This window comes from Achromobacter sp. (genome assembly GCF_049647645.1).
Lineage (GTDB): Bacteria > Pseudomonadota > Gammaproteobacteria > Burkholderiales > Burkholderiaceae_B > Achromobacter.
Genome location: NZ_JBARYB010000108.1, coordinates 59,895 through 83,989, shown reverse-complemented (window position 1 = coordinate 83,989; position 24,095 = coordinate 59,895). Strand labels below are relative to the sequence as shown.

Genomic DNA, 24,095 nt, shown 5'->3' with positions numbered 1-24,095 from the left:
GAGTACGCCCGCATCGCCGCCGACGCCGCCGCGGTGGCGGACGCCGGCGCGTTCGCGCTGGTGATCGAAGGCGTGGTCGAGCCGCTGGCGGCGTCGATCACCGAAGCCGTCGCCTGCCCGACCATAGGCATAGGCGCGTCCGGCCGCTGCGACGGCCAGGTGCTGGTGGTGGACGACATGCTGGGCATGTTCGACCGCACCGCGCGCTTCGTGAAGCGCTACGACGACCTGGCTGGCCGCATCCAGCAGGCGGCGCAGACCTATGCGGGCGAAGTGCGCACGCGCACGTTCCCCGAATCGGCGCATCTTTACGGCGCGCCCGGCGGCGTCTGATGGCGGCGCGCGTTTCTCGATAGAATCATCCCCATGCCTTTCTACGCACACACCTCATGAGCACGCCCCGCATGGACACGCCCCAATTGCAGGACGCCATCGCGGACGCCATCAGCACCGCCACGCGCGGCGCCGGGCGCGTGAACATCCTGGTCGCGGGTAAGACCGGCGTGGGTAAGAGCACGCTGATCAACGCCGTGTTCCGGGGCGACCTGGCCAAGACGGGCGCGGGCAAGCCCGTCACCCAGTCCACCCAGGAATTCACCCGGGCCGGCCATCCGCTCACCATCATCGACACGCGCGGGCTGGAAGTCGGCGACTACGAGCGCTCGCGCCAGCAGTTGGCGGACCTGATCCGGGAACGCTCCGCCTCCGACGACCAGGACAGGCACCTGCACGTGGCCTGGCTCTGCATCCAGGACAGCAGCCACCGCGTCGAAGACGCGGAGATCGAGCTCTGCGACATGCTGTCCAATGCCGGCATCCCCGTGGTGGCGGTACTCACCAAGGCGCGCAAGAACAGCCCCTTCGTCGACGAAGCGCGCTCATTGCTGCCGCGCGCCAAGCAGGTGGTGGCGGTGCGCGCGCTGCCGGAATGGATCGAGGAGCTGGACGCCGAACTGCCGCCCATGGGCCTGGACAATCTGATCGAGGCCACGGCCCTGCACATCCCCGAGGCGCAGCAGCGGGCCTATGCCAACGCCCTGTCCACCCGCAACAAGAAGGCGCTGGAAGTAAAAAAAAAGCGGGCTGAGATAGAGGTCAACGTAGCCGCCGGCCTGGCCGCGTCGGCCGCCGCCGCCCCCATTCCGTTCTCGGACGCCTTCGCGCTGGTGCCTATCCAGGTCGGCATGATTGCCAAGATCGGCATCACCTTCGGCATGGAACTGGACACCGCCGCCATCACCACCTTGGTCACCTCCACGCTGGGCGCTTCCGCCGCCACGCTCATCGGACGCTCGGTCGTATCAGGCCTGCTGAAGTTCATCCCCGGCGCGGGCAGCGCGATAGGCGGCACCATCGCCGCCACCACCGCCGGCGCCATCACCAAGCTGCTGGGCAATGCCTACGTGGCCGTGCTGTACGACTTCTGCCTGAAGAATCCGGGCAAGGACATCGACATCGCGATGATTGCCAAGGGCCTGAAGCAGCGCGTCACCTTCTGAGCCGCGGCCGCACCAGTGCCTGCGCACTAACGCGGCCCTGCCGTGCGCAGCGCGTCGTTGCGAATTGCGCCGCTTGCGAGCCGCCAGATCTATACTTTTCAAACCGCCCCCGCCGCTGCGACGCGCCAGCGGCCTGGACGTCCCGCGCCGCGCGCCGGATGCTCTTGCGCAGGCCCAGGCAGCCTGCGCGCAGGGAGACGTTCATGACACGCAAATACATCGATTGCCGCGAGTACCCCAGCGAAATGAACTGCTCGGTAGCCTTGGCGGCGGATTCCGAAAGCGAATTGCTGGAAGCCGCGGTGCAGCATGCGACCACGGTACACAAGCACACCGATACCCCCGAACTGCGCACGCAGCTGAAATCGCTGTTCCACGATGGCACGCCGCCGGCTGAAATGCCGCGCCGCGCCTGACGATGCCATGGCCGGTTCCACGGCCCCCATCGGGCCAGCGCTGGCGTGGTCCGCCACGCCAGCGCTGGAGCCCACGATGCGCCGCGAATGCCTCACGGCTTGCGTGGGCGCCACCGCGCGCTTGAGCGCTAAGCCCGGGCCAGAACCGGCATGGCCGCCCGCACCACTTCGAACAGGTTCTTCGGATCCGGTGATTGCGGCGCGACCTCGATGCGGGCGCCCACGCCATGGCGGATGGCGGCATCGCGCAGCCAGCGCAGCGCTGAAAAGTCCTCCAGCGCAAAACCCACCGAATCGAAGATGGTCACTTCCGCCGGGCTCTTGCGGCCGACGGATTGGCCCGTCAGCACCCGCCACAGCTCCGTCACCGCGAAATCGGCCGGCATCTGCTGCAGGTCGCCCTCGATGCGCGTCTGCGGCTCGTATTCCACGAACACCGGCCCCGCGCGCAGCACGTCCGCGTGCAGCTCCGTCTTGCCCGGGCAGTCGCCGCCGACGGCGTTGAGGTGCATGCCGGGCTCGACCATGTCCGCGGTCAGGATAGTGGCGTAGGCCTTGTCCGCCGTCACCGTGGTGACGATGTCCGTGCCCTGGACCGCCTCTGCCGCACTATCGAAGCGCACCACGCGCAAGCCGGGCACTGAAGCCAGATTGCTTTCAAGCTTGCGTGTGGCGCCTGCGTCCACGTCATAGACGTGCAGGGTGTCGATGCCCAAAAGGTAGTGGAAGGCCAGCGCCTGGAACTCGCTTTGCGCGCCGTTGCCGATCAGCGCCATCTTGCGCGAGTCCGGCCGGGCCAGCGCGCGCGCCGCCAAGGCGGAGGTCACGGCCGTGCGCAAGGCGGTGGTCAGGGTCAGTTCGCTGATCAGCAGCGGCTCGCCCGTGCTGACCTGCGCCAGCGCGCCAAATGCCATCACGGTGGACAGGCCGGCCTGCGGATTGCCCGGGTGGCCGTTCACGTACTTGAAGGTGTAGTACTCGCTGTCAGCGGTGGGCATCAATTCGATCACGCCGGTCGCCGAATGGCTGGCCACCCGCGCGCTTTTGTCGAATTCCTGCCATCGAAGAAAGTCCGCCAGCAGATAGTCCAGGAGGCCGGCAAAGACCTGTCGCGGGCCTTGCAGGGCCACGATCCTGGCCACGTCGGAAGTTGAAAGCAGCGTCGTCAATTTGTTCTCCCCGAGTTATGGAATAGAAATTCTGGGGGATGGGCAAACCAATTAATAGTGACAACAATCCACACAAAACGCTAAGATTCTGCCATTCTGACAGGCATAAATAGCAATTTTCACAATGGACACGCTAGATCAGAACCTGCTCGGCCTGTTGCGCGCCGACGCCCGCATGTCGGTCGCCACCCTCGCGAAGAAGCTGGACGTCTCGCGCGGCACCGTCGACAACCGCATCCGAAAACTGGAAGAACGGGGCATCATCCGGGGCTATACCGTGCGGCTGCGGCCGGAAGTGGAGACCGAGGATATCGTCGCCTGGATGAGCATCGCCGTCGAAGGTCACGAAACCCGCAAGATCGTCAGCCTGCTGATGGGCGAGCCCAGCGTGGCGGGCCTGCATGACACCAACGGCCGCTGGGACCTCCTGGCCGAATTGCGTGTGCCTACCATCGACCAGCTGTCCGAAGTGCTGGACCGCCTGCGCACGCTCAAGGGCATCGCCGCCACCGAAACCAGCATCCATCTCAAGACCTTCAAGGCCCTTTGAGCACTGGCATACGGGGAAACCCGATATAAGACTTTGCATGGACTCCATGACGCCGCGTTATGCATGACGTCGGGACGAACGCTGTCCGCGCGGTGAAATTCTCCGTTGAATCAGGGCTTTAGGAAAAGACCGAACGCATTTGGCGACGCGCGCCGCCAGCCCGTGCGGCGGTTCCCGATTTCCGCCCGCGCATGCATGCTGGCGCCTTCAGCCTGGAGATCCACATCGTGAGTAATGCATACCCCGCCCGCAAGATGGGCCTGGCGGTCGCCCAGATGGGCGCAGTAAACCTTGCCGACTCCCGCGCGGCCGTGGTCCGCCGCCTGGTCGACATGATGCGCGAGGCCGCCGCCCGCAAGGCGGAGTTCGTCGTCTTCCCCGAGCTGGCGCTGACCACGTTCTTCCCGCGCTACTGGATGGAAGACGCCGAAGCCGTCGAGCGCTACTTTGAAAAAAGCATGCCCAACGCCGACGTGCAGCCGCTGTTCGACACCGCGCGCGAACTGGGCATAGGCTTCTATCTGGGCTATGCCGAACTCACGCCCGAAGGCCGCCAGTTCAACACCGCCATCCTGGTGGACCGCAGCGCCAAGATCATCGGCAAGTACCGCAAGATCCACCTGCCAGGCCACTCCGACCACAAGATCGGCGCGCCGTTCCAGCACCTGGAAAAGAAGTTCTTCGAAGTCGGCGACCTGGGCTTTGGCGTCTGGGAAACCAATGACGTGAAGATCGGCATGTGCCTGTGCAATGACCGCCGCTGGCCCGAGACCTATCGCGTCATGTCGCTGCAAAGCGCCGAGCTGATCGTGCTGGGCTACAACACGCCATCCCTGAACATCCACTGGAACGAGCCCGCGCATCTGCGCACCACCACGCACGAGATCGTATTGCAGGCCAGCGCCTACCAGAACGCGGTCTGGGTCGGCGCCGCCGCGAAATGCGGTCATGAAGACGGCCACCACATGATAGGCAGCTCCATGATCGTCGCGCCATCCGGCGAGATCGTGGCGCGCGCAAGCGGCGAAGACGACGAAGTGATCACCGCAAGCATCGACCTGGCCATGGGCCAGGCCTTCCGCGACCACGTGTTCAATTTCGCCAAGCACCGCAACCCGCAGCACTACAAGCTCATCGTCGAACGCACTGGCGCGGGCGATCCGCTGCCCACGGCTGCCATCGACTAGCAACCGCGTCCGCCCGCGACACGGCGCGGGCGGACGCCGCCTGCGCTGCTAGACTGCCTGCTGGCCCTCAGACCGACCGACCCGCAGCAGGCAAGAATCCCATGCGCTTTATCGACACCGAACAGACCCGCAACGCCCTGTCCTTCGACGCCGTCATTCCCGCCCTGCGAGAGGCCTTCCGGGGCAGCGCCACCGTGCCGCCGCGGCATGTCCACGCCATCCAGTCGGGCAATGCGCACGGCACCTCGCTGATCATGCCGGCCTGGAGCGACCGCGGCTACTTCGGCGTGAAGATCATCAACATCTTCCCCGAGAACACGCATCTGGGCCTGCCCGGCCTGCATGCCACCTACAACCTGTACAGCGCCACCACCGGCGTACCCATCGCCCAGGTGGACGGCGACATCGTCACCGCCTACCGCACGGCGGGCGCGGCCGCGCTGGGCGCGGATTATCTGGCGCGCGCCGACGCCAGCACGCTGCTGATCGTGGGCTCCGGCCGCATCGCTGGCCTGGTGGCGCAAGCCATGCGCAGCGTGCGTCCGATACAGCGCGTGCTGGTGTGGAACGTGCGCGCGGCCGGCGCCGAGAAGCTGGCCGGCGAGCTGCGCGCGCAGGGCTTCGATGCCGAGGCCGCCGCCGACCTGGAAAGCGCCGCGCGCCAGGCCGACATCATCAGCTGCGCCACCCTGTCCACCGTGCCGCTGATCCACGGCGCCTGGCTGCGCCCAGGCGTGCACCTGGACCTGATCGGCAGTTTCAAGCCCGAAATGCGCGAGACGGACGCGGCCTGCTTCGACGGCACCTCGGTCTACGTGGACACCAGCGAAGCGCCCACCAAATCCGGCGACCTGCTGGCCGCCTTCGAGGCCGGCGCGCTCAAGCGCGAGGACATCCGCGGCGACCTGCACCAACTGGCCGCCGGCGAACTGCCGGGCCGCCGCGACGCCCAGGAAATCACCGTATTCAAGGCCGTGGGCAGCGCGCTCGAAGACCTGACGCTGGCGACGCTGGTGTACGAATCGACCAGCGGCGAACGCGCTTGAACCAGCGGCGCCTGCGCCGCTATTCGAAGCCGCCCCGGCCCAGCGCCTGAACCATGTAGTCGATGAAGGATTTGATGCGCGAAGAGATCGCGGTGTTGCGGTAGTACACCGCGTTGATCGGCTGCCGCACGTCCTGCGTCTGCTTCACCAGCAGTTGCTGCAAGGCGCCGCTTTCACGGTCGCCGCGCGTCATGAAATCCGACAGGCAGACCACGCCCCCGTCGTTCAAGGCCAGCTGCCGCAAGGTCTCGCCGCTGAACGCGCGCACCTGCGGCTTGATGTGCAGGGCCTGGCCGTCGGCCTCCAGCAGCGGCCATTCGTTCAGCGCTTCCAGCTGGCTGAAGCCCAGCAGGACGTGCGAGGCCAGGTCGGCCACGCGCCTGGGCGTGCCATGCGCGGCCAGATAGCCGGGGCTGGCCAGCACGCGCACGCGACTATGCCCCAGCGCCACCGCGTGCAGCGACGAGTCCTTCAGGCGTCCGATACGGATGGCCAGATCGGTGCGGCGCTCCAGCAGGTCGATATTGCCTTCGTTGCTGTTCAGCTCCAGCTCCACCTGGGGATAGCGCTTGCGATAGCCCGGCACCAGCGGCGCGATCACGTGCAGCATGAAGGGCGATGCCGCATCCACCCGCAAGAGTCCCGCCGGCTGGTTGCGGCGCAGGCTCATCAGTTCCTCGCTTTCCTCCACCGCGGCCACGATCTTGCGCGCCTGCTCCAGATAGGCCCGGCCTTCCTCGGTCAGCTCCAGCCGCCGCGTGGTCCGGCGCATCAGCGTGGTCTGCAGCTTCTCTTCCAGCCGGCTCATGGTCCGGCTGGCGGCGGAAACGGTCTGTCCCAGCACATCCGCGGCAGCGGTGATGGAGCCGCTGTCCACGATGGCGATAAAGACCTGCATTTCGTCTAGCGTCGTCTTCATTCTTGCATTTATATCAAAAGTCTTTCATGCATACCGGACTTTTTCCGCAAGTATCCGACGGGCACACTGCATGCATTCCCGGACGCCTGAGTCCGGCTCCCAATACCCCCAAAAGGAGTTACCCATGAGCATTCCCGCCTTCGGCGCCGGCACCTTCCGCTTGCAAGGCCAGGCCGTCATCGATTCCGTGCGCAACGCGCTGGACCTCGGCTACCGCGCCATCGACACCGCGCAGATCTACGAAAACGAAGCCGAGGTCGGCCAAGCCATCGCCGAATCCGGCGTACCGCGCGACGCGCTGTTCGTCACCACCAAGATCTGGGTCCCCAACTACGCCCGCGGGAAGCTCATCCCCAGCCTGCAGGACAGCCTGGCCAAGCTGCGCAGCGACTACGCGGATCTGACCTTGATCCATTGGCCCGCGCCCGGCAACGGCGTCGCCATCGAGGAATTCATGACTGCGCTGGCCGAGGCCAAGGCGCAGGGCCTGACCCGCCGGATCGGCATCTCCAACTTCCCCATCGCCGAAACCCGCGCCGCCATCGCCGCCGTGGGCCGGGAGCAGATCGCCACCAACCAGATCGAACTAAGCCCCTACCTGCAGAACCGCAAGCTCGCCGCCTTCCTGCGGGAACAAGACATCCCGGTCACCTCGTACATGACGCTGGCCTATGGCAAGGTGCTGAAGGATCCGGTCATCGGCCAGATCGCCCAACGCCACGACGCCACGCCCGCGCAGGTGGCGCTGGCCTGGGCCCTGCAACTGGGCTACGCCGTCATCCCATCGTCGACCAAGCGCGAAAACCTGGCCAGCAACCTGCTGGCCCAGGATCTGCGGCTGACGGAGATGGACATGGCGCAGATCGCGGCGCTGGAGCGCAACGGCCGTGAAGTCAGCCCGGAAGGCCTGGCGGCACGGTGGGATTAGGCCCTGAATAGTGAAAATTGACTATTGCAAATCAAAGGAGTAATTCTTTCGGATACTAGCGAACTGGCTTAGGCGCGCCTATATATCCCAGCTACGGGCGCAATCATCACTGTCGTCATGTCGTCTTGCCTGGAAAGCGCCGCCCGTTTCGAGGAGACAAGCAATGGCACGGTGTCCGTTCGCGACTTGGCGACCCATTTCCGGATCTTCCGGACCGCATCTGGGCGGTCCCTACAAGATCGTCCATCACACCACGGAAGGCAGCAGCGCGCAGGGCGCGATGGCCGCCTTCCGGCAGAACCGCTCCGATCCGCACTTCACCGTCGACGGCAGCGACATCTACCAGCATATCGATACCGCCGAAGGTGCAAGAGCGCTGCGCAATGATGCCGGCGGCGTGCAGACCAACCGGGATTCGGCCGTGCAGATCGAAATGGTCGGGTTCGCGCACTTGCCCAAGGAAGGGCGTGCGCTGACCAACCTGGCGCGGTTATGCCGCTGGATCGAAGCGGAGCATGGCGTGCCCCGCGTCTGGCCTTCCGGCCCGCCCCTGCCCGCCAGGAATGGCAGGGATCCAGGTGGGCACAACCGCGACCCCACGACCTGGGACACGCGCGGCGGCCATTATGGCCATTGCCACGTGCCGGAGAACACCCATTGGGACCCGGCGTACTCGGCTGCGGAAGCGGACTTCCTGCTGGCCGCGACCTTCTCTCCCGACGGCGAGCTGCTGTCGCCGCCGGTCCCGTCAAGGCCGGCCCGCAAGCGCGCCGCCAAATCCGCCGCGCCCGCCTCCACCATGCCGGACCACGCGCACGTAGAGGCGGACGTCGCCGCCAAGCTGCCGGCGGACGCGCCTGAACACCGCTCCCGTCCCAAGGCGCCGCCGCGCTGAAAACCCGCCCCCAACGGAGTACGCCATGGCTGCAAAAAAGCAAGCAGGGCGTGCCGCCCCGGCACGCAAGACGTCGGCAAAGCGCCCGGCGGCGGCATCGGCGCCGCTCGCCGCCAAGACTCCTCGGCCCGCCCGGGCCCGCAAGGGCCGCGCCTTGCCGCCGGCGCTGCCGTTTCGCCGCACGGCCAAGCCCGACGCCTTCGATGCCCGCGACATTCCGTTCCGCCCCAATATCTCGGTCACCCCCAAGACCGAGATGATTCCCGCCATGGGTTTGATGGTGAAGCATCAGGAAGACACCTCGGCCTGCACCGGGTTCGCCCTGTCCACCGTGGTCGAATACCTGCTGCGCAAATCGGAGCGCGAACCGCGCCCGGCCATCTCGCCGTTCATGCTGTATTCCATGGCCAGGCGCTATGACGAGTTCCCGGGTTCCGTCGACGACACCGGATCGAGCCTGCGCGGCGCGCTCAAAGGCTGGTTCAAGCACGGCGCCTGCGCCCAGGATCTGTTTCCTACCCTGAACATGCCTGCGGCGGCCAACGAGACCGCCGACGACTGGTGGCTGGATGCCGTCAAGCGTCCGCTGGGCGCCTACTACCGCATCGACACGCGCAACATCGTCGAAATGCACGCGGCGCTCAACGAGGTCGGCATTCTGTACGCCAGCGCGGGCTGCCACGCCGGCTGGGACGATGGCCATGGCGTCACCCCGCTGAAGGCGCCGTCCACGCCCGGAGCCCAGCCGTTCTGGATCATCCCGCCCGACCAGCAGAATTCCGCGACCGACGGCCACGCCTTCGTCATCGTCGGCTATACCCAGGACGGCTTCCTGATCCAAAACTCCTGGGGCGAGGAGTGGGGCACCCACGGGATGGCGGTGCTGACCTACGACGACTGGATGCGCAACGCCATGGATTGCTGGGTGGTGCAGCTGGGCGTGGTCACGCATGAGCACACCAAGATCTCGAACAGCATCACGCTGCGCACCGAAGGAAAGCGGGTCACGCTGGCCGCGGGCACGGTGCTGCGCAACCGCGAGATCTCGCCCTTCATTGTCAACGTGGGCAACAACGGCAAGCTCAGCAACAGCGGCGCGTTCCGGACCACGCCCGACGATCTGCGCGCCATCGTCGACGTGCACATGAACGCCGCGCGCGAGAAATGGGGCTTGAAGGACAAGCCCATGGACGTATGCGTGTATGCGCACGGCGGCCTGGTCGGCGAAGAGGATGCGGCGGAGGCCGCCGCCGAATGGATACCGCTGCTCTACGACAAGCAGATCTTCCCGGTCTTCCTGATGTGGGAGACGGACTTCATCACCACCGTGAAGAACATCATCCAGGATGCCGCCCACAGCGTGCCGCGCACCACCGGCGGCCTGGGCGAACGCCTGGAGCGTTGGTGGAACCAGCGCCTGGAACGCTGGCTGGCTCGGCCAGGCACGGTGATCTGGGGCGAAATGAAGCAGAACGCCCAGGCCATGAGCGCACCGGCCCCCAAGGGCATGGCGCAGGAAGAGGCCGCGATGATCATGCTGTACAAGCATTTCAAGACGCATGTCAGCCAAGGACGCGTGCGCCTGCACATCGTCGGCCACTCGGCCGGCGCCATCGTCGCCAGCCACTTCGTGCACCGGCTGGCGGCCGACGGCGGCGAACTGGAATCGCTCAACCTGATGGCCCCGGCGGTCACGCTGGACACCTTCCGCAAGCTGGTCGTGCCGAATCTGAAGACGCGGGTAAAGCGCTACCAGCAGTTCCATCTTTCCGACCGCGCCGAGGAGGACGATCCCACCTGCGGCCCGTACCGTCGCTCGCTGCTCTACCTGGTGAGCGAATCCTTCGAGGGCGGCACCACCACGCCGCTGCTGGGCATGGAGCGCTATTTCCGCGATGCCGGCATTGCTTGCGACGCCGTGCACGTCTCGCCCGCCGGCAGTCCGGCGCCCGGCTCCGCCAACCCGCCCGTGGCGGCCAGCACGCACGGCGGTTTCGACAACGACCAGGGCACCCAGCAGCAGATCATTGCGTTCATCAAGCGTTGAGCCGGCAGCCGCGCCAGCCAGGCGGCAGGCAGGGAGGGCTTCGATATGTTTGAGATTCCTCAGGCGCAGACGGACCTGGACGATGGCGCGCAAGTACGCTTGCCCGCATCCGGTTCGATCCCGGGCGATCCCGCGGCAATGCTGCGAGTGATGTCGCGGGCGGGCGTGCCCTGCCTGTTGCTGGACCGGGACGGCGTCATCATCGACGTCAGCGATGCGCTGGCGCCCAGCGCCCAAGAGTTCCGCGGCCGCGGCGCCGCCGAGGCCTACGGCCTGGGCGAACCCTTGACCATGGGCGGCGGCGCGGTCGGCGGCATCTACCAGGCCAGGGACGGCGCGCCGGTGCCCGCGCAACTGGCGCCGCTGTGCGAATTGGAAGGCGGCGAAATCGTCGTGCTGGTCAACGACGGCACGCCATTCAGGAAAGCCGAATCGCGCCGCTTTGAACGCACGCCCTATGCCGTGTTCCGCCTGGACCTGGACGGCGTGGTGCGCTTCGCCAACAGGGAGGCCGCGCGCGCACTGGGGCAGAAGCTCGACGAGGTCTGCGGCGAGCCCCTGGCCCGCCATTTCCGCAAAAGCGACGCGCCCCGCATCGCCGACGCCATCCGCTGCTGCGCCCGCAACCAGGAGGGCGATTCCATGGTGGCCGTGATCGTCACCATGCGCGGGCGCGATGGCACAGAAAAGCTGTTCCAGCTGGTAATGACGCCCGACCCCGCGCCCAACGGCGAGCTGCTGGGCGTGATCGCGGTCATCCAGTCGCGGGCGCTGGAGTCCGCCCGCGACGAGATCCGGCGCATCGCGCTGGATCCGTCCATCAGCGGCTGGCGCCTCAAGCTCGACGCCATCCTGGAACAGATCCGGCCATTGGTGCCGTTCGAACATGCGGTGTTCGGCATCTACGACAGGCAGGTAGCGCTGTTCCGCGCGATCGCGGTCCGGCCCGAAGGGGTGGAACTGTGGCCAGCGCGCTGGATGGAGCTGCCGCCCGCGATCCGGCCGTTCCTGGATTCCGGCCAGACCTGGATCGAGGAGATGGACCGCTTCGTCAGCGATCAGCGCTTCGAGCCAGGCGACGAGGTCGTGCGCTGCTACCGCGACATGGGCATGCAGGCCAGCGTCACGCTGCCCGTCACGCGTCCGGGCGGCTACAGCTCGGCGCTGAGCCTGTGTTCGCGCCAACCGGCGCAATATGGGCAACGCCACCTGGAGATCCTGCGCGCCCTGGACCTGGAGCCGGTACTGATGCGCTTCGAGAAGGAGCGTGACGACGAACGCGCCGCCTTCGCCGAATCATTGCGGGAAACAATCATGACGGCCGCCTCCTTGCGCAAGGCGGCGGAGGACATCGTGCCCAGGCTGGCGCAGTTCTTCTCCTGGGACTACGTGGCCCTGTTCCGCGTCAACCGCAAGGAAAGCCGCTACGAGATCGTGACCCAGCACAGCCTTGCGCCCGAATATGCCCTGCCTGCGGACTACCTGCAGCCCATTGAGCGCGGCATGCTCGGCCAGACACTGCGCCAACGCCAGCTGCTGTCGCTGGACGACGTGGGCGACCCCGCGGATCCCCGGAACGACTACACCGGCCCGCCGCGGCCGCTGCGCTCGGCCATGACGGTGCCGATCCGCCTGAACGGCCGCATCCGCTGGCTGCTGGACGTGGAGTCCTCGGTATCGCACGCGTTCAAGGGACCCGACGCCGACGACCTGCTGGAGATCATCGAGTCGCTGGAGGAAGGGCTGGACCAGCATCTGCTCAGGCAGACCAAGCAAAGCCTGATGGCCGAGACCGAACAAGCGGTCGTGTTCGTGGGCCGCGAGGGTTCCATCATCGAGATGAACCGCGTCGCCGCCGACATGCTGGGCACGGAGCCCGGCCGCTGCCTCGAAGGCGAAACCCCGGTGTCGATCACGGCGTTCGCGCTGCCCGACGACGCGTCGGCGCACGCGCTGCTGAGTTCGGATGCTGGCGTCAGACGCGAACGCATCGAATTGCGCGGCGCGGGCGGACAGCCGCGCTCGGTGCTGGCTACCCGAACGGACCTGGATCCCAGCCTGGACATGGCAATCTGGTTCTTCACCGACATCGCCGACATGAAATGGGCGCGCGACATGCGCTTCCTGCGCGAAACCGTGGCCGAGATCGCCGACCAGACCCGGACGTCGCTGGCGCTGGCCTGCAGCCTCACCACGCAGACCGCATTGCTGCACGAGGACGCGGCGCGCGGCGAACAGCCCGAGGCCATCGTCACCCGGGCCCATGCCCTCAGCCAACGCATCGTGGCGGAAATCGGCAAGGCGGACATTACCTTCGAGCGGCTGGCCAGCGCCAGCGAAGCGCGCCGGCAAGCTCCGCCCGAGCATGCCCGCGTGGCGCTGCACGAGTTGCTGGCCGGGGTCATCGCCGCCTTGCCGCAGCGGGACCAGGGCCGCATCGCGCCATTGGCCCAGGCGGGCGCCGCCGGCGGGCCCATGGTGCATGCCGACGCTGAAGCCTTGTCCGCGGCCTTCCGGTCCATTCTTGCCTATCTGCTGCGCTGCCGCTCCGCCGACGCCCGGGTGGAAATCGCCATCAGCGACGATCCCGACGGCTGCTCGGTGCATCTGGGGTTGAGCGCCGGGCAAAGCTGGGACACGGACCTGCGCATGCACGCGGTGCCGGACGATGCGCTGCTGAACGCGGAGCGCGCGGCCCATGATGGCGCCGGACTGGCCATCGCCCAGATCGTGCGCACCATGCAGGCCCACGGCGGCACCCTGGCGACGCAGCCGCCCCTGGCCGAGTCGGCGATGCAGCCCTCGGAGGCCTATGAATCGGTCCTGCCGCCATGGCGTTCGTTCACCCTGCGCTTTCCTGCCCGGTCGGGTTGATGGAGGCGGCGATGGAACAGCCCGCACAGAACAACAACTGGATCCTGCTTGCTGGCGGCGACGATGTCGACGAGGAATGCTGGGCGGACCGCATCCAGCAATTGCAGCGGCATGAGCAGAAGTACCCTCGCATCAAGCCCTTCATCGGCGCCCCTTTCCGGCACGTCTTCAATCTGGAGAACGCGCGGCAGGAGATCGAGCGTTGCGGGACGCTGCCGGGCCTGATGATCATCGACGCCAAACCGGCGCCCCAAACCGGCAAGAAAAAGAGCGGCACGGCGGCCGTAGAGCTACTTAACTGGCTGGCCGAGCATGCGCCCGTGCCGGTGCTGGTCGTGACCGAGGATCCCTCCGAGGCCGTGCAGCGTTGCGTGCTGGAACGGCCCGAAAGGCTGATGTGGAGCAACGAGATCGGCAAGAAGCGAGACGGCGGCGCAGACCTCGCCTTGGTGCTGGACAGCGTGGCGGCCGCCACGCAACGCCGCCGGCTGGTCATAGAGGTCGCCGAAAAATCGGTCCGCTACCGGATCCAGTTCGGTCCGCACGATTTCAGGTCGCCGGAGATTCCCTACAAGCGGCAACCGGATATCGCCGCGCTGCTGATGCGCGTCGAGAAGTTCTCGCCCTATCTCGACAACCAGCGAGTGACCGATTGGCTGGAGTCGCTCAGCGACATGGGCAGGCAGGCGTTCGACGTGATGGTGGCCGAAACCGTGGGGCCGCCCATCGCCACGCTGATCCAGCGCGCCCGCGACCAGGAAGGCGTCTCGTCCGGCGACGGCCTGGCCTGGATGGACCTGCGATTCGATTTCAATGTGTCGGACCATCAAAGCGCGGCCTTCTTCAGCCTGCCATTCGAGTTGAGCTGCAATGCCGATTTCAAGGCCAATGACAGACGCTACCTGTGCCAGCGCATTCCCATGGCCCGCCGCCTGCACATGGAAGGCATGGACTCGGCCAGCGACTGGGAGCAGGCGGCGTCCCGGCCGGCTGGCCCACTGCGCCTGCTTTTCATCGGCGCGAACTTCAGCGGCACCATTTCGTTCCAGCCAGAGGATGGCGGCGACGACATCCCGAGCGTCACGCTGGCGCCGCTGGAGTCGGTCGCCGACGAACTCGCGAACCTGCAGGCCCTGGCCAAGCGCCTGGACGGCCGCCTGGTGGTCGAGGACGTGCCGCCCCTGACCGGATACGCGCTGCAGGACTATCTGGAAGAAAAGGTGACCGGCGGCGGCTACGACATCCTGCATTTCTCCGGCCACGCCCATTCGGTGCGCGACAGCACCATGCTGGTATTGCCGGGCAGCAGGGAAGGCGAAGGCCTGCAACTGTCCATACGCCTGGTGGGCCGCTGGATGAAGGCCGGCAATTGCAAGCTGCTGGTGCTGTCCTCATGCAGCGGCGCCTCGGTGCGCACCGCGCTGGAGGTCATGCGGGCCGGCGCCATGGGCGTGCTGGCCTTCCGCTGGCAGGTCGAGGAAAAAACCTGCGCGCGCTTCATCCGGCGCTTCTACGCCGCCTATTTCGATCCCGCCAATACCCAGGGATTCGCGGAAGCCTACCGGCGCGCCTGCGCCGGTTCGCATGACGAATCCCGGGGCTCGCCCACCTGGGCTTCCGCGCTGGCGGTCGTACGCGACTGACGCCGCAATGAGGAACCGACATCATGGCTTCGTTATTCGGCATGCTGCGCAAGATAGGCGACCTGGGAACCTCGGCGGATGGCGTCGGCGCCCTGATGGCGACCGTGCCCACGGGCCGCAACTACTATGCGGAGATCGATCCCCCGCCCGCCGGCGCGGCTTCGGGCGAACCAGGACTGAACGGAGAGGCCTTCATTCCCGGACAGTGTTATTTCAGCGTCCGCATGGTCGAAATGCGCCTGACCGATGCCGGCAACTACATCGCCGCCTTTCTGCCCCTGTGCGCCTTTTTCCTGCGCTACACCGAGGCCGGCGCGCAGCGCGAGATTCCATATGTCGTGGGCTATGACGCGATCCAGCAGGCGATGGGCACGGCGGCGCCGCAATCGGGCGCGGGCAGGGTAGTGTTCCGCGACGTCTACATCGCCCGCAACGTGCCCTACAACAGCGACGGGCTGGAGATGTTCGCCGCGCTGTGCCGCTTCAGCGACAGCAGCCTCACCCGCGGCATACTCGACTTCGTCGCAACCACGGTCAGCATGTTCGGCGGCGCGGTAGGCGGCGCCGTCGTCAAGGCCGGCGAAGGCCTGCTCAAGCCCCTGAGCAAGCTTTTCGGCACCGATGGCGTCAGCATCCGTTTCGGCATCTTCGACGGATTGGCGCTGCGCCGCAGCGGCTATCGCGTGCTGGCAGGCGCGGACTCGCAGGACAGGCTGCAGGGACTGCAATTGGCGGACGGCGTGCTGCACCGGCAGAATGGAAGCGGCGGCCTGGAGCCCGTGAACGACGTGGACTACCTGGTGCTGGCCTTCGAGCAGCGCGCCACGCTGGGAGAGGACATGTTCAGCGCCGCCGCGGCCCTGCCGTTCCACCGCAAATGGACCGAGACCACTACGGCGCTGCTGAGCGACAACGCCGTGGCCGCCCGCGCCGCGTTTCAGTCGCTGGCGGTCGACATCGCGGGTTCGCCGCTGCTGATCGAGCGCGACCGCTTCGCCCTGCTGGCGGCCTATTCGAGCGAAAGGGAAAAGTGGAAAGCCAGGAAGAAGTCCCTGAAATCCGCTGGCGGCGACGGCAAGAGCCAGAACATCACGTCCGCCGTGGCGGACAGGCAAAAGGCCGCCGCCGCCAGGAACAGCCCCATTGCGCAACCGCTCGACGCCGCAAGGCTGCTGCTGGCGAAATCAGCGGCGGCAGGCGCCGGCACGCCCACCGCCGGGCAAGACGATGCTTCGCTGACGCAGGCGCTTTCCACACTGCTGGATACGCTGCAACCCGGCGCAAACGGCAAGCCCGGCGCGCCGCCTGCCGCCTTGTCCGGGGCATCCCGGGAAATGTTGTCGGCGATACTGGGAGAATCGTCCTAGCGGCCAGTCGGGCCTGGACAAGCCGGGCCGCGGCCGCGTGCGCCGCTTACGGTTCGCGCGTGAAGACTTTCTCGGCGACGTCTCGCAGGACTTCGACGTACTCGTCACGCTTGCTTTGGAAGCGGTCGGAAGGGCCCGAGATGGCCATGGCGACGCATTCTTCGCCCAACCAGCCCGACACGGCCAGCGCATCCGCGCCATCCCCGCCTTCACCGTGCGTGTGATACCAGCCACGTTCGCGGCTCTTGTCGATTTCGGCCAGGAGCGCGTCGGGCTCGGTGACCGTCGCCGGCGTCACTTTGCGCAGCGGCTTGGCGGCCAGCAGCTTGCGCGCCGCCTCTGGCGGCAAGCCGCCCAGCAGGGACTTGCCCATGGCGGACGCATGCAGCGCAATGCGCTCGCCCAGGCCCAGGATGTAGCGCAGCGGATACTTGCCGTCACGCACGGCGACGATCTTGACCGCGGCGCCGTCGATGCGCCCGATGTAGGCGGTTTCCCCGGTACGCTCGGACAACTGCTCCAGCGCTTCGCGCGTGGCATGGATGATGGGATCGACCGTGCTTATCTGCTGGACGGCAAGCAGCAGTTTGCCGGTCGGGTAGTAGCGCCGCGACTGCGTGCGGAACAGGTAGCCCAATTGATGCAAGGTGTGCAGCAGGTCCAGGCAGCTGCTGTCGGCCAGATCCAGCAGCCGGGCCAGATCCGAGTTGGAGAGTTCTCTTTTCTCTCGCGCGAAGACTTCAAATACCGCCATGGCACGGGCGGCGGCGCTAACAAAGGTCGGCATATGACGCTCAATTACCTGGAGTTTGCCATCGGCCTGCGACACAAGCGCAGCAAGTTGAAAAGGCGTGGTTAAACGGCGTCGGAAGTGTAGTCCATGTCAACGAACAGGGGCAACATTGCGCTCGTCCTGCGCCAGCACCAGATCCCATATGTGCTGGCCGATGGGATGCTCGCGTTCTTCGTATAGATGCGCCAACAAGCCGCCCGCGCGTCCGACCAGCATGAGGCCGCGCGCGATCATCGGATCCAGATCCATGTCGCAGATGATGGCGCCGATCGCGCCGACCACGTTCATGGGCAGGTTCTTGTTCCGGTCTTGCAGCAGCACGCGGTGCACGGCATCCATCAGGCGCCAGTGCTTGCCGTGAAAGCCCAGCTCCTGCGCCAGCCGGCGCAGCGTCGGCACGCGCGGGTCGCCATCCACATGTATGGGATGGCCGATACCGTAGACAGGCTGCTTCTTTTCCCTGCTGGCGCTGAGCATGGCGCGTGCCGCGGCGTCGCACTCGGCTTCGTCCGGATCATCGGACAGGCCGGCAGCGCCTGCGGCCAGCATCTCGGCACAGTTCTGGGTGGTACCCAGGAAGACGCTGCCGGCGCCCAGCAGGCCCGCGGCCACGGCGGCCTGCATCGCTTCCGGCGCGCCCAGGTAGGTCAGCCGGGCGCTCATGGCGCTGGGCGTCAGGCCGTGGTCGCAGGCGGTCACCAGGATATGGTTGATCATGGTCTTCTCGGCCGCGCTGGGCGTGCGGTTGAAGATCACCAGCAGCATCATGTCCACGAAGTCGACTTTCCCCAGCAGCTCGGTGGCCAGGTTCTTGCCGCGCACGGTAATGACTTCCGGGGTGGTGTACCCGATCTCGGTCTTGATCAATTCATTTCTCCGCTATTGTTGAATGGACTGCGACGCGCGGCAGGCGACCAGCATCTTCACGCTGCAGACGCATACCGTTTCCCCATGCTGATTGATGCCTTGCCGTTCGAACTCGACCACGCCCCGGCTGGCGTCGCTGCCCAGGCGCCGGCCGGCCACCAGGATCCTGACCTTGATCGTGTCGCCGACGAAGGTGGGCTTGGCGAAGCGATAGGACATCTCCAGCAGGCCGAGGATCGATGGTTCCAGGCACTGGTTCAGCACCGTGCGCGTATTCAGGCCGGACATGATGGAGCCGACCAGCATGCCGTGCGCGATACGCTGGCCGAATTTGCTTTGGCCCGCATAGACCGCGTCCGTGTGCAGGCGGTTGTAATCGCCGCTCAGGCCGGCGAAGGCAACGACGTCGGCTTCGGTGATGGTGCGCGCCGCGGTCTCGACCTCCAGGCCCGGCGGCAGGTCATCCCAGTAGTACCGCATGTCCGCCAGCGCGCCGGGCGCTGGCGTCTCGGCTGCAATCTGAACTGCCGTCACTTCGCCGCCTCCGCCGCGTTGATCGCGGACAGGCCCAGCACCTCGCGGCCCACGATCAGCGTCTGCACTTCCGCCGTGCCTTCGGGTATCGTGCCGCCGCTGGTATCGCGGAAGATGCGCTCCAACGGATATTCGGTCGAATAGCCCAGGCCGCCATGGACGCTCAGCGCAATCTTGGCGACTTCGTGCGCGGCTTCGGCGCCATACAGTTTGGCGATGGAGCATTCGACGCGCGCGGGCAGGCCCTTTTGCACGGCCACGGCCGCCTTGTAGCCCAGCGCCCGCGCCGCTTCGGTGCGGACCATCATGTCGACGATATGCTTTTGCACGAGCTGGAATTCACCGATGGGGCGGCCGAATTGACGCCGGGTCTTGGCGTATTCGATGGACAAGTCCAGCGCGGCCTGCGCCGCGCCCACGGCGCCCATTGCAATATTCAAGCGGCCATAGTTCAGGCCCGTCAGCATGGTCTTGAGCGCGGTGCCCTCGGTACCCAGCAGGTTCTCCTTGGGCACGCGCACCCCGTCGAAGCGCAGCTCGGCAGTGCCGGACGCCTTCAGGACCATCTTGTCGACCAGGCGCGCCTCGTAGGTCGACTGCTCGCGTTCGACCAGGAACAACGACAGCTTGCCGTCACAGCCGGCGCTGAAGGTACGCGCCAGGACGATCGCGTAATCGGCGTTCACCCCGTTGGTGATCCACAGCTTGCTGCCGTTGAGCACATAGTGGTCGCCCTGGTCTTCCGCCTTGAGTTCGATGCCCGCCACATTGGAGCCGTGGTTGGGCTCGCTGATCGCCACGCAGACGTTCTTGGCGGACGCCAGCACGGGCCGCAGGAATTTCTCTTTCTGGGCCGGCGTGCCGTAGGCATTGACGAGGCGCAGGAAGATGTTCGTGATATTGAGTATGGTGCGCAACGATCCCCAGCAATAGCCGGCCTCTTCGACCATCATCGCCCACGTGACGAAGTCCAGGCCGAAGCCGCCGTCGTCCTCCGGGAGCAGTCCGCCGATGTAGCCGAATGGCGCCAGTCCCTCCAGCACGTCAGAAGGGATGCGCCTGTCGGCCTCGCAGGCGGCGATGCGCGGGCCGACCTCGGCCTTCATGTAGCGCCTGATGCTGTCGCGCAGGGCCAGTTGATCCGTATCGAAATCAAAATCCATGTTGTCCTCTAAGCGGCCATTCTCAAAATCTGGGGTGTGCGTCTCAAGACGAAAAGCGTCCGCCCGTCACGTACAGCGTGACGCCGGTGATGTAGCGCGCGCGCTCCGAAGCGATGAAGGCGACGGACGACGCGATATCGTCTGGTTGGCCCAGGAAGCCGACCGGGTTCTTGGCCAGCGCAGCGTCCCGCAATGCCGGATAGGACGGCAGGGACTGGATGAGTTCGGTCTCGACGAAGCCGGGCGCGATGGCGTTGACGGTGATGCCGAACTTGGCTTGCTCCAGCGACAGCGCGCGGGTGAAGCCCACCAGGCCCAGCTTGGCGGTGGTGTAGTTGGTCTGGCCGGGATTGCCGAACACCGAACGCGAGGCGATGTTGATGATTCGCCCCCACTTGCGCTCCATCATGCCCGGCAGCACGGCGCGGGTGCAATGGAAGGCGCCCTTGAGGATGGTGTCGACCACCGAGTCCCAATCGGATTCGGCCATCTTGCCCAGATACTTGTCGCGCGTGAAGCCCGCGTTGTTGACCAGGATGTCGACGCCGCCGAAGGCAGTAGCCGCAGCGTCCACCATGGCGGCGACCGCGTCGCGCTCGCAGACGTCGCATTGGACGCCTATGGCCTCGTGGCCTTCATCGCGCAGCTGCTGCGCCGTCGCGGCGGCGCTCTGGCCGTCGATGTCCGTGATGACGACGCGCGCCCCTTCCTCGGCCAGCAGCCGCGCCGTCTGGGCGCCAATGCCGCGACCCGATCCGGTCACCAACGCCACCTTCCCCGCAATTCTCAAATCCATGGCTATGTCTTTTCTGTATGGAACAGCCGGCGGCCATGCGTGCCATCACGCAATCCCCCGGGGCATGCCACCCCGTTCCGGGGCGGCGGCAGCCCCTGCTGAAGGGCTTGCTAAATTCATAATATCGTATGAAACAACGATATGTCGAATTTATTTCCGATTGACCAATGCAATATGTCGAATTAGTATCCGGCCTATCGTATTAATTGCACCATCAACCCCTGCCAGGCGGGCATGCGCGACATGCCCGGAGGACCTCGAATGTTTTCAGACCTTGCCCCCCTGTTCGACCCCAGCTCACTCGTCCTGATCGGCGCCTCGGACCGGCCCGCCAGCATCGGCCAGCGCGCCCTGACGAATATCGTCGAACATTCCAGCTACACCGGCGAACTGTTCCTGGTCAACGCCACCAAGGACACGGTCATGGGCAGGCGCGCCTATCGCTCGGTAATGGATCTGCCCTATGCGCCGCAGACCGCGATCGTGGTCGTGCCGGCGCCGGCGGCGGTCAGCGTGCTGGCGGACTGCGGCCGCAAGGGCGTCAAGTTCGCCATCGTCCTGACCTCCGGCTTCGGCGAGACCGGCGAGGCGGGCCGCCAGCTTGAAGAACAGATGCGCGCCATCGTCCGCGAAACCGGCATCCGGATCTACGGGCCGAACTGCCCCGGCATGAACAACAACAACCGCGGCCTGGGCTTCACGTTCTCGCCGGCCTTCCAGCACGACCGCATGCCCGGCCCGATCGGCCTGGTCACGCAGGGCGGCGGGCTGGGCCGCACGTTCCTGCAGGCCAGCGGCCGCGGCATCGGCATCGGCCTGTGGTGCTCCAGCGGCAACGAGGTCGACCTGACCGCCAGCGACTACATCAACCACATGGTCGCGATGCCCGAAATCAAGGTCATCGTCGCGCTGCTGGAAGGCATCAACGACGCGCCCCGCTTCGCCGCCGCAGCCCTCAATGCCGCGCGCCAGGGCAAACCCATCGTGGCCCTGAAGGTCGGCAAGTCCGCCTATGGCGTCAAGGCCACGCAATCCCATACTGCCGCACTCTCGGGCAGCGCCGACATCAACAGCGCCGCCTTCCGGCAATTGGGGATCGTGGAGGTCGACGACATCGACGAACTGATCGATACCGCCGCGCTGCTGGCGCGCGGCGTGCCTGCGCGCGCCATCCGCACCGCCGTGTACTCGTTCTCGGGCGGCACCGTCGCGCTGGCTGCGGACATGCTGGGCAGCGCGGACCTGGCGCTCGCCGAGTTCGAGCCGCGGACCCGCCAGGCCCTGGCCGAGTTGCTTCCCAGCTATGCGGCCATCGACAATCCCGTCGACACGACCGCGGAGATCCTGGTCCAGAGCGACATCAGCTATGGTTCGCTGCTGCGCGTCGCCCAGGACCCGAACGTGGACGTCGTGCTCTATCCCATCCCCATGGAATACGGCGACACGACCCTGGCCGCCTGCCAGAACTTGGTCAAGGTGCAGGCCGAGGTCGATATCCCCATCGTGCCGGTCTGGATGAGCGACAAACTGGGTACAGGCTACCAATGCCTGGTCGACGCCGGCATTGCGCCCATCCGGACGCTGGGCAAGGCCATCAAGGCGCTATCGCGATGGAACGGTTATGGCATGTCCGCCCGCGTCTTCGATCCGGCATGGGAGCCCTCGATCATGCATGCGGCGCCCCTTCCTGGCGCGCAGGCCCCGCAAGCCTATGCCGAGCGCGCCGCCAAGCAGCTGCTGAGCGAGGCCGGCGTGGCCGTGCCCTTCGGCCGCGTCTGCCGGACGGCCGAAGACGCCGTGGCCGCGGCTGCGCAATGCGACGGCCCGGTAGTGGCCAAGATCGTCAGCCCGCAGATCCTCCACAAATCGGACATCGGCGGCGTCATCGTCGGACTGCGCACGCCCGATGAGGTCCGCGACGCATGGGAGCTGATCATGGCGCGGTCGCGCGAGGCGTATCCGCAGGCCGACATCGAAGGCATCCTGATCGAACAAATGATGGCGCAACGCGGCGTCGAGACCCTGGTCGGCGTGCACCGGGACGAGCTGTTCGGCCATGTCCTGACCTTCGGCCTGGGCGGCGTCTATGTCGAGGTCTTCAGGGACGTGAGCCGCCGCCTCTTGCCGCTGACGCCCGCCGAGGCGCGCGCCATGATCGCGGAGACCCGTTGCCATCAACTGCTTGCAGGGTGCCGCGGCCAGGCGCCGGCCGATATCGGCGCCCTGGAAAAACTGCTGCTGGCCGTGTCCGACTTCGTGACGCGCGGCCCCTATGAGGTCCAGGAGCTGGACTTGAATCCCGTGCTCGTCAGCCCGGACGGCGCAGTCGCGCTGGACGCCGTGCTGATCGCATCCGCGCGATAGCGCGTTTCACCATCCGCCGCTCCAGATGGCGGACCCATACAACAGGAGACTTCCCATGTGCAACAAGCTCTTCGGACCCGCAGCGGCCGCGCTCGCCGCCGCCATGGCGCTCGCGCCGCTCAGCGCGTCGGCGGACGCCGCCTTCCCCGACCGCCCGATACGCTTCATCGTTCCGTTCACGGCCGGCGGCATCACGGACAACGTGGCGCGCACGGTGGGCGCCCGCGCCTCCGAGCTGCTGGGGCAGCCCATCATCGTCGAGAACCGCGCCGGCGCGGGCGGCAACATCGGCGCGGAGTACGCGGCCAACAGCAAGCCGGACGGCTATACGATCTTTCTCGGCACGCAAGGCACCCAGGTCACCAACCCCCTGATCTACAAGAACGCCAGCAAGCCCGACAAGGCACTGGTCGCCGTGCAGGGGCTCACGGCCATTCCCAATATCCTCGTCGTCAACGAATCCCGGCCGTACAACACGCTGGACAAGCTCGTCGCCTATGCCAAGGCCAATCCGGGCAAGCTGAACACGTCCAGCGCCGGCGCCGGCACCGGCACGCACCTTGCGGCCGAGCTGTTCCAGTCCATCGCTGGCGTGAAATTCAGCCACATCCCGTTCAAGGGCAGCGCGCCTTCGATCACCGCGCTGATCGGCGGCCAGGTCGACATCTCCTTCGACTATCCGGTGTCGACCGAATCCTTCATCAAGACCGGCAAGATCCGCGCGCTCGCCGTCACGGGAGATGCCAGGTTGCCGTCCTTCCCCGAGGTGCCCACGCTCGCGGAGCTCGGCTATCCGGGCGCCACCTCCGTTTCCTGGATGGGCATCTTCGTGCCCGCCGACACGCCCGCGCAAGTAAACGCCAAGCTCGAACAGGCGTTCGCCCAGGCCATCGGCGACCCGCAGATTGCTGCCCGCCTGATCGCCTTCGGCGGTGTTCCGCTGAAGAAATCGGGCGCGGATTTCACCGCCTTCGTGAAGGATGAATCCGTCAAATGGGGCAATGTAGTCAAGGAAGCCAACGTCCAGCTCGACTAGGC

Annotated in this window: 21 protein-coding genes; 14 read left to right on the top strand and 7 right to left on the bottom strand. The window is 66.4% G+C overall.

Going from position 1 to position 24,095, the window contains the following annotated elements:
- The 3 genes from WBB14_RS13285 to WBB14_RS13275 all read left to right on the top strand — a co-directional run.
- Positions 1–333: 3-methyl-2-oxobutanoate hydroxymethyltransferase (locus tag WBB14_RS13285; protein WP_424240231.1), on the top strand; the 333-nt coding region annotated here is incomplete at its 5' end.
- Positions 334–389: 56 nt separating this feature from the next.
- A complete protein-coding gene (locus WBB14_RS13280) occupies positions 390–1,499 on the top strand; it encodes a GTPase (protein WP_424240230.1) in 1,110 nt (369 codons plus the stop codon).
- Between the two features lie 203 nt (positions 1,500–1,702).
- Positions 1,703–1,915: a DUF1059 domain-containing protein gene (locus tag WBB14_RS13275; RefSeq protein WP_424240229.1), complete on the top strand. Its 213-nt coding sequence runs from the start codon at positions 1,703–1,705 to the stop codon at positions 1,913–1,915.
- A gap of 128 nt (positions 1,916–2,043) precedes the next feature.
- Here WBB14_RS13275 and WBB14_RS13270 read toward each other — a convergent pair whose 3' ends face one another.
- Positions 2,044–3,084 carry an ornithine cyclodeaminase gene (locus WBB14_RS13270; RefSeq protein WP_424240228.1) on the bottom strand — a complete coding sequence of 347 codons (1,041 nt, stop codon included), beginning with the start codon at positions 3,082–3,084 and terminating at the stop codon, positions 2,044–2,046.
- Between the two features lie 124 nt (positions 3,085–3,208).
- On the opposite strand from WBB14_RS13270, the gene WBB14_RS13265 reads away from it, so the two are divergent.
- From WBB14_RS13265 to WBB14_RS13255, 3 genes are all read left to right on the top strand, one after another.
- Entirely contained in the window at positions 3,209–3,634 is a 426-nt protein-coding gene (locus WBB14_RS13265) for an Lrp/AsnC family transcriptional regulator (protein ID WP_332013777.1), read from the top strand.
- 254 nt (positions 3,635–3,888) lie between these two features.
- The gene (locus WBB14_RS13260) at positions 3,889–4,821 is read left to right on the top strand and encodes an N-carbamoyl-D-amino-acid hydrolase (RefSeq protein ID WP_424240237.1); all 933 of its coding nucleotides are present in this window, start codon (positions 3,889–3,891) and stop codon (positions 4,819–4,821) included.
- Positions 4,822–4,922: 101 nt separating this feature from the next.
- Complete coding sequence (locus tag WBB14_RS13255; RefSeq protein ID WP_424240227.1) at positions 4,923–5,867, top strand: ornithine cyclodeaminase family protein; 945 nt, start codon at positions 4,923–4,925, stop codon at positions 5,865–5,867.
- 19 nt (positions 5,868–5,886) lie between these two features.
- Here WBB14_RS13255 and WBB14_RS13250 read toward each other — a convergent pair whose 3' ends face one another.
- Positions 5,887–6,786, bottom strand: coding sequence for a LysR substrate-binding domain-containing protein (locus WBB14_RS13250; protein WP_424240226.1), 900 nt, complete (start codon positions 6,784–6,786; stop codon positions 5,887–5,889).
- A 124-nt stretch (positions 6,787–6,910) separates the two neighbouring features.
- Here WBB14_RS13250 and dkgB point away from each other — a divergent pair, with 124 nt between their 5' ends.
- The 6 genes from dkgB (at position 6,911) to WBB14_RS13220 (ending at position 16,540) form a co-directional block, all read left to right on the top strand.
- Complete coding sequence (gene dkgB / locus WBB14_RS13245; protein ID WP_424240225.1) at positions 6,911–7,714, top strand: 2,5-didehydrogluconate reductase DkgB; 804 nt, start codon at positions 6,911–6,913, stop codon at positions 7,712–7,714.
- A 163-nt stretch (positions 7,715–7,877) separates the two neighbouring features.
- Positions 7,878–8,609, top strand: a complete 732-nt coding sequence (locus WBB14_RS13240; RefSeq protein WP_424240224.1) for an N-acetylmuramoyl-L-alanine amidase — start codon at positions 7,878–7,880, stop codon at positions 8,607–8,609.
- Positions 8,610–8,634: 25 nt separating this feature from the next.
- Positions 8,635–10,656 carry a hypothetical protein gene (locus WBB14_RS13235; RefSeq protein ID WP_424240223.1) on the top strand — a complete coding sequence of 674 codons (2,022 nt, stop codon included), beginning with the start codon at positions 8,635–8,637 and terminating at the stop codon, positions 10,654–10,656.
- A 45-nt stretch (positions 10,657–10,701) separates the two neighbouring features.
- Positions 10,702–13,530 carry a PAS domain-containing protein gene (locus tag WBB14_RS13230; RefSeq protein WP_424240222.1) on the top strand — a complete coding sequence of 943 codons (2,829 nt, stop codon included), beginning with the start codon at positions 10,702–10,704 and terminating at the stop codon, positions 13,528–13,530.
- Positions 13,531–13,541: 11 nt separating this feature from the next.
- A complete protein-coding gene (locus WBB14_RS13225; RefSeq protein WP_424240221.1) occupies positions 13,542–15,173 on the top strand; it encodes a CHAT domain-containing protein in 1,632 nt (543 codons plus the stop codon).
- A 23-nt stretch (positions 15,174–15,196) separates the two neighbouring features.
- Entirely contained in the window at positions 15,197–16,540 is a 1,344-nt protein-coding gene (locus WBB14_RS13220) for a hypothetical protein (RefSeq protein WP_424240220.1), read from the top strand.
- A gap of 46 nt (positions 16,541–16,586) precedes the next feature.
- On the opposite strand, the gene WBB14_RS13215 is transcribed toward WBB14_RS13220, so the two are convergent.
- From WBB14_RS13215 to WBB14_RS13195, 5 genes are all read right to left on the bottom strand, one after another.
- Positions 16,587–17,327: an IclR family transcriptional regulator gene (locus tag WBB14_RS13215; protein WP_424240219.1), complete on the bottom strand. Its 741-nt coding sequence runs from the start codon at positions 17,325–17,327 to the stop codon at positions 16,587–16,589.
- Positions 17,328–17,423: 96 nt separating this feature from the next.
- Positions 17,424–18,200, bottom strand: coding sequence for a citryl-CoA lyase (locus tag WBB14_RS13210; protein WP_424240218.1), 777 nt, complete (start codon positions 18,198–18,200; stop codon positions 17,424–17,426).
- A gap of 12 nt (positions 18,201–18,212) precedes the next feature.
- A complete protein-coding gene (locus tag WBB14_RS13205; protein ID WP_424240236.1) occupies positions 18,213–18,680 on the bottom strand; it encodes a MaoC family dehydratase in 468 nt (155 codons plus the stop codon).
- A 50-nt stretch (positions 18,681–18,730) separates the two neighbouring features.
- Positions 18,731–19,897, bottom strand: coding sequence for an acyl-CoA dehydrogenase family protein (locus WBB14_RS13200; RefSeq protein ID WP_424240217.1), 1,167 nt, complete (start codon positions 19,895–19,897; stop codon positions 18,731–18,733).
- A gap of 43 nt (positions 19,898–19,940) precedes the next feature.
- The gene (locus WBB14_RS13195) at positions 19,941–20,693 is read right to left on the bottom strand and encodes an SDR family NAD(P)-dependent oxidoreductase (protein ID WP_424240216.1); all 753 of its coding nucleotides are present in this window, start codon (positions 20,691–20,693) and stop codon (positions 19,941–19,943) included.
- Positions 20,694–20,954: 261 nt separating this feature from the next.
- Between WBB14_RS13195 and WBB14_RS13190 the strand changes: the two genes are divergently transcribed.
- Complete coding sequence (locus tag WBB14_RS13190) at positions 20,955–23,057, top strand: acetate--CoA ligase family protein (protein ID WP_424240215.1); 2,103 nt, start codon at positions 20,955–20,957, stop codon at positions 23,055–23,057.
- Between the two features lie 55 nt (positions 23,058–23,112).
- The gene (locus tag WBB14_RS13185; RefSeq protein WP_424240214.1) at positions 23,113–24,093 is read left to right on the top strand and encodes a Bug family tripartite tricarboxylate transporter substrate binding protein; all 981 of its coding nucleotides are present in this window, start codon (positions 23,113–23,115) and stop codon (positions 24,091–24,093) included.
- The last annotated feature ends 2 nt before the right edge of the window (positions 24,094–24,095 follow it).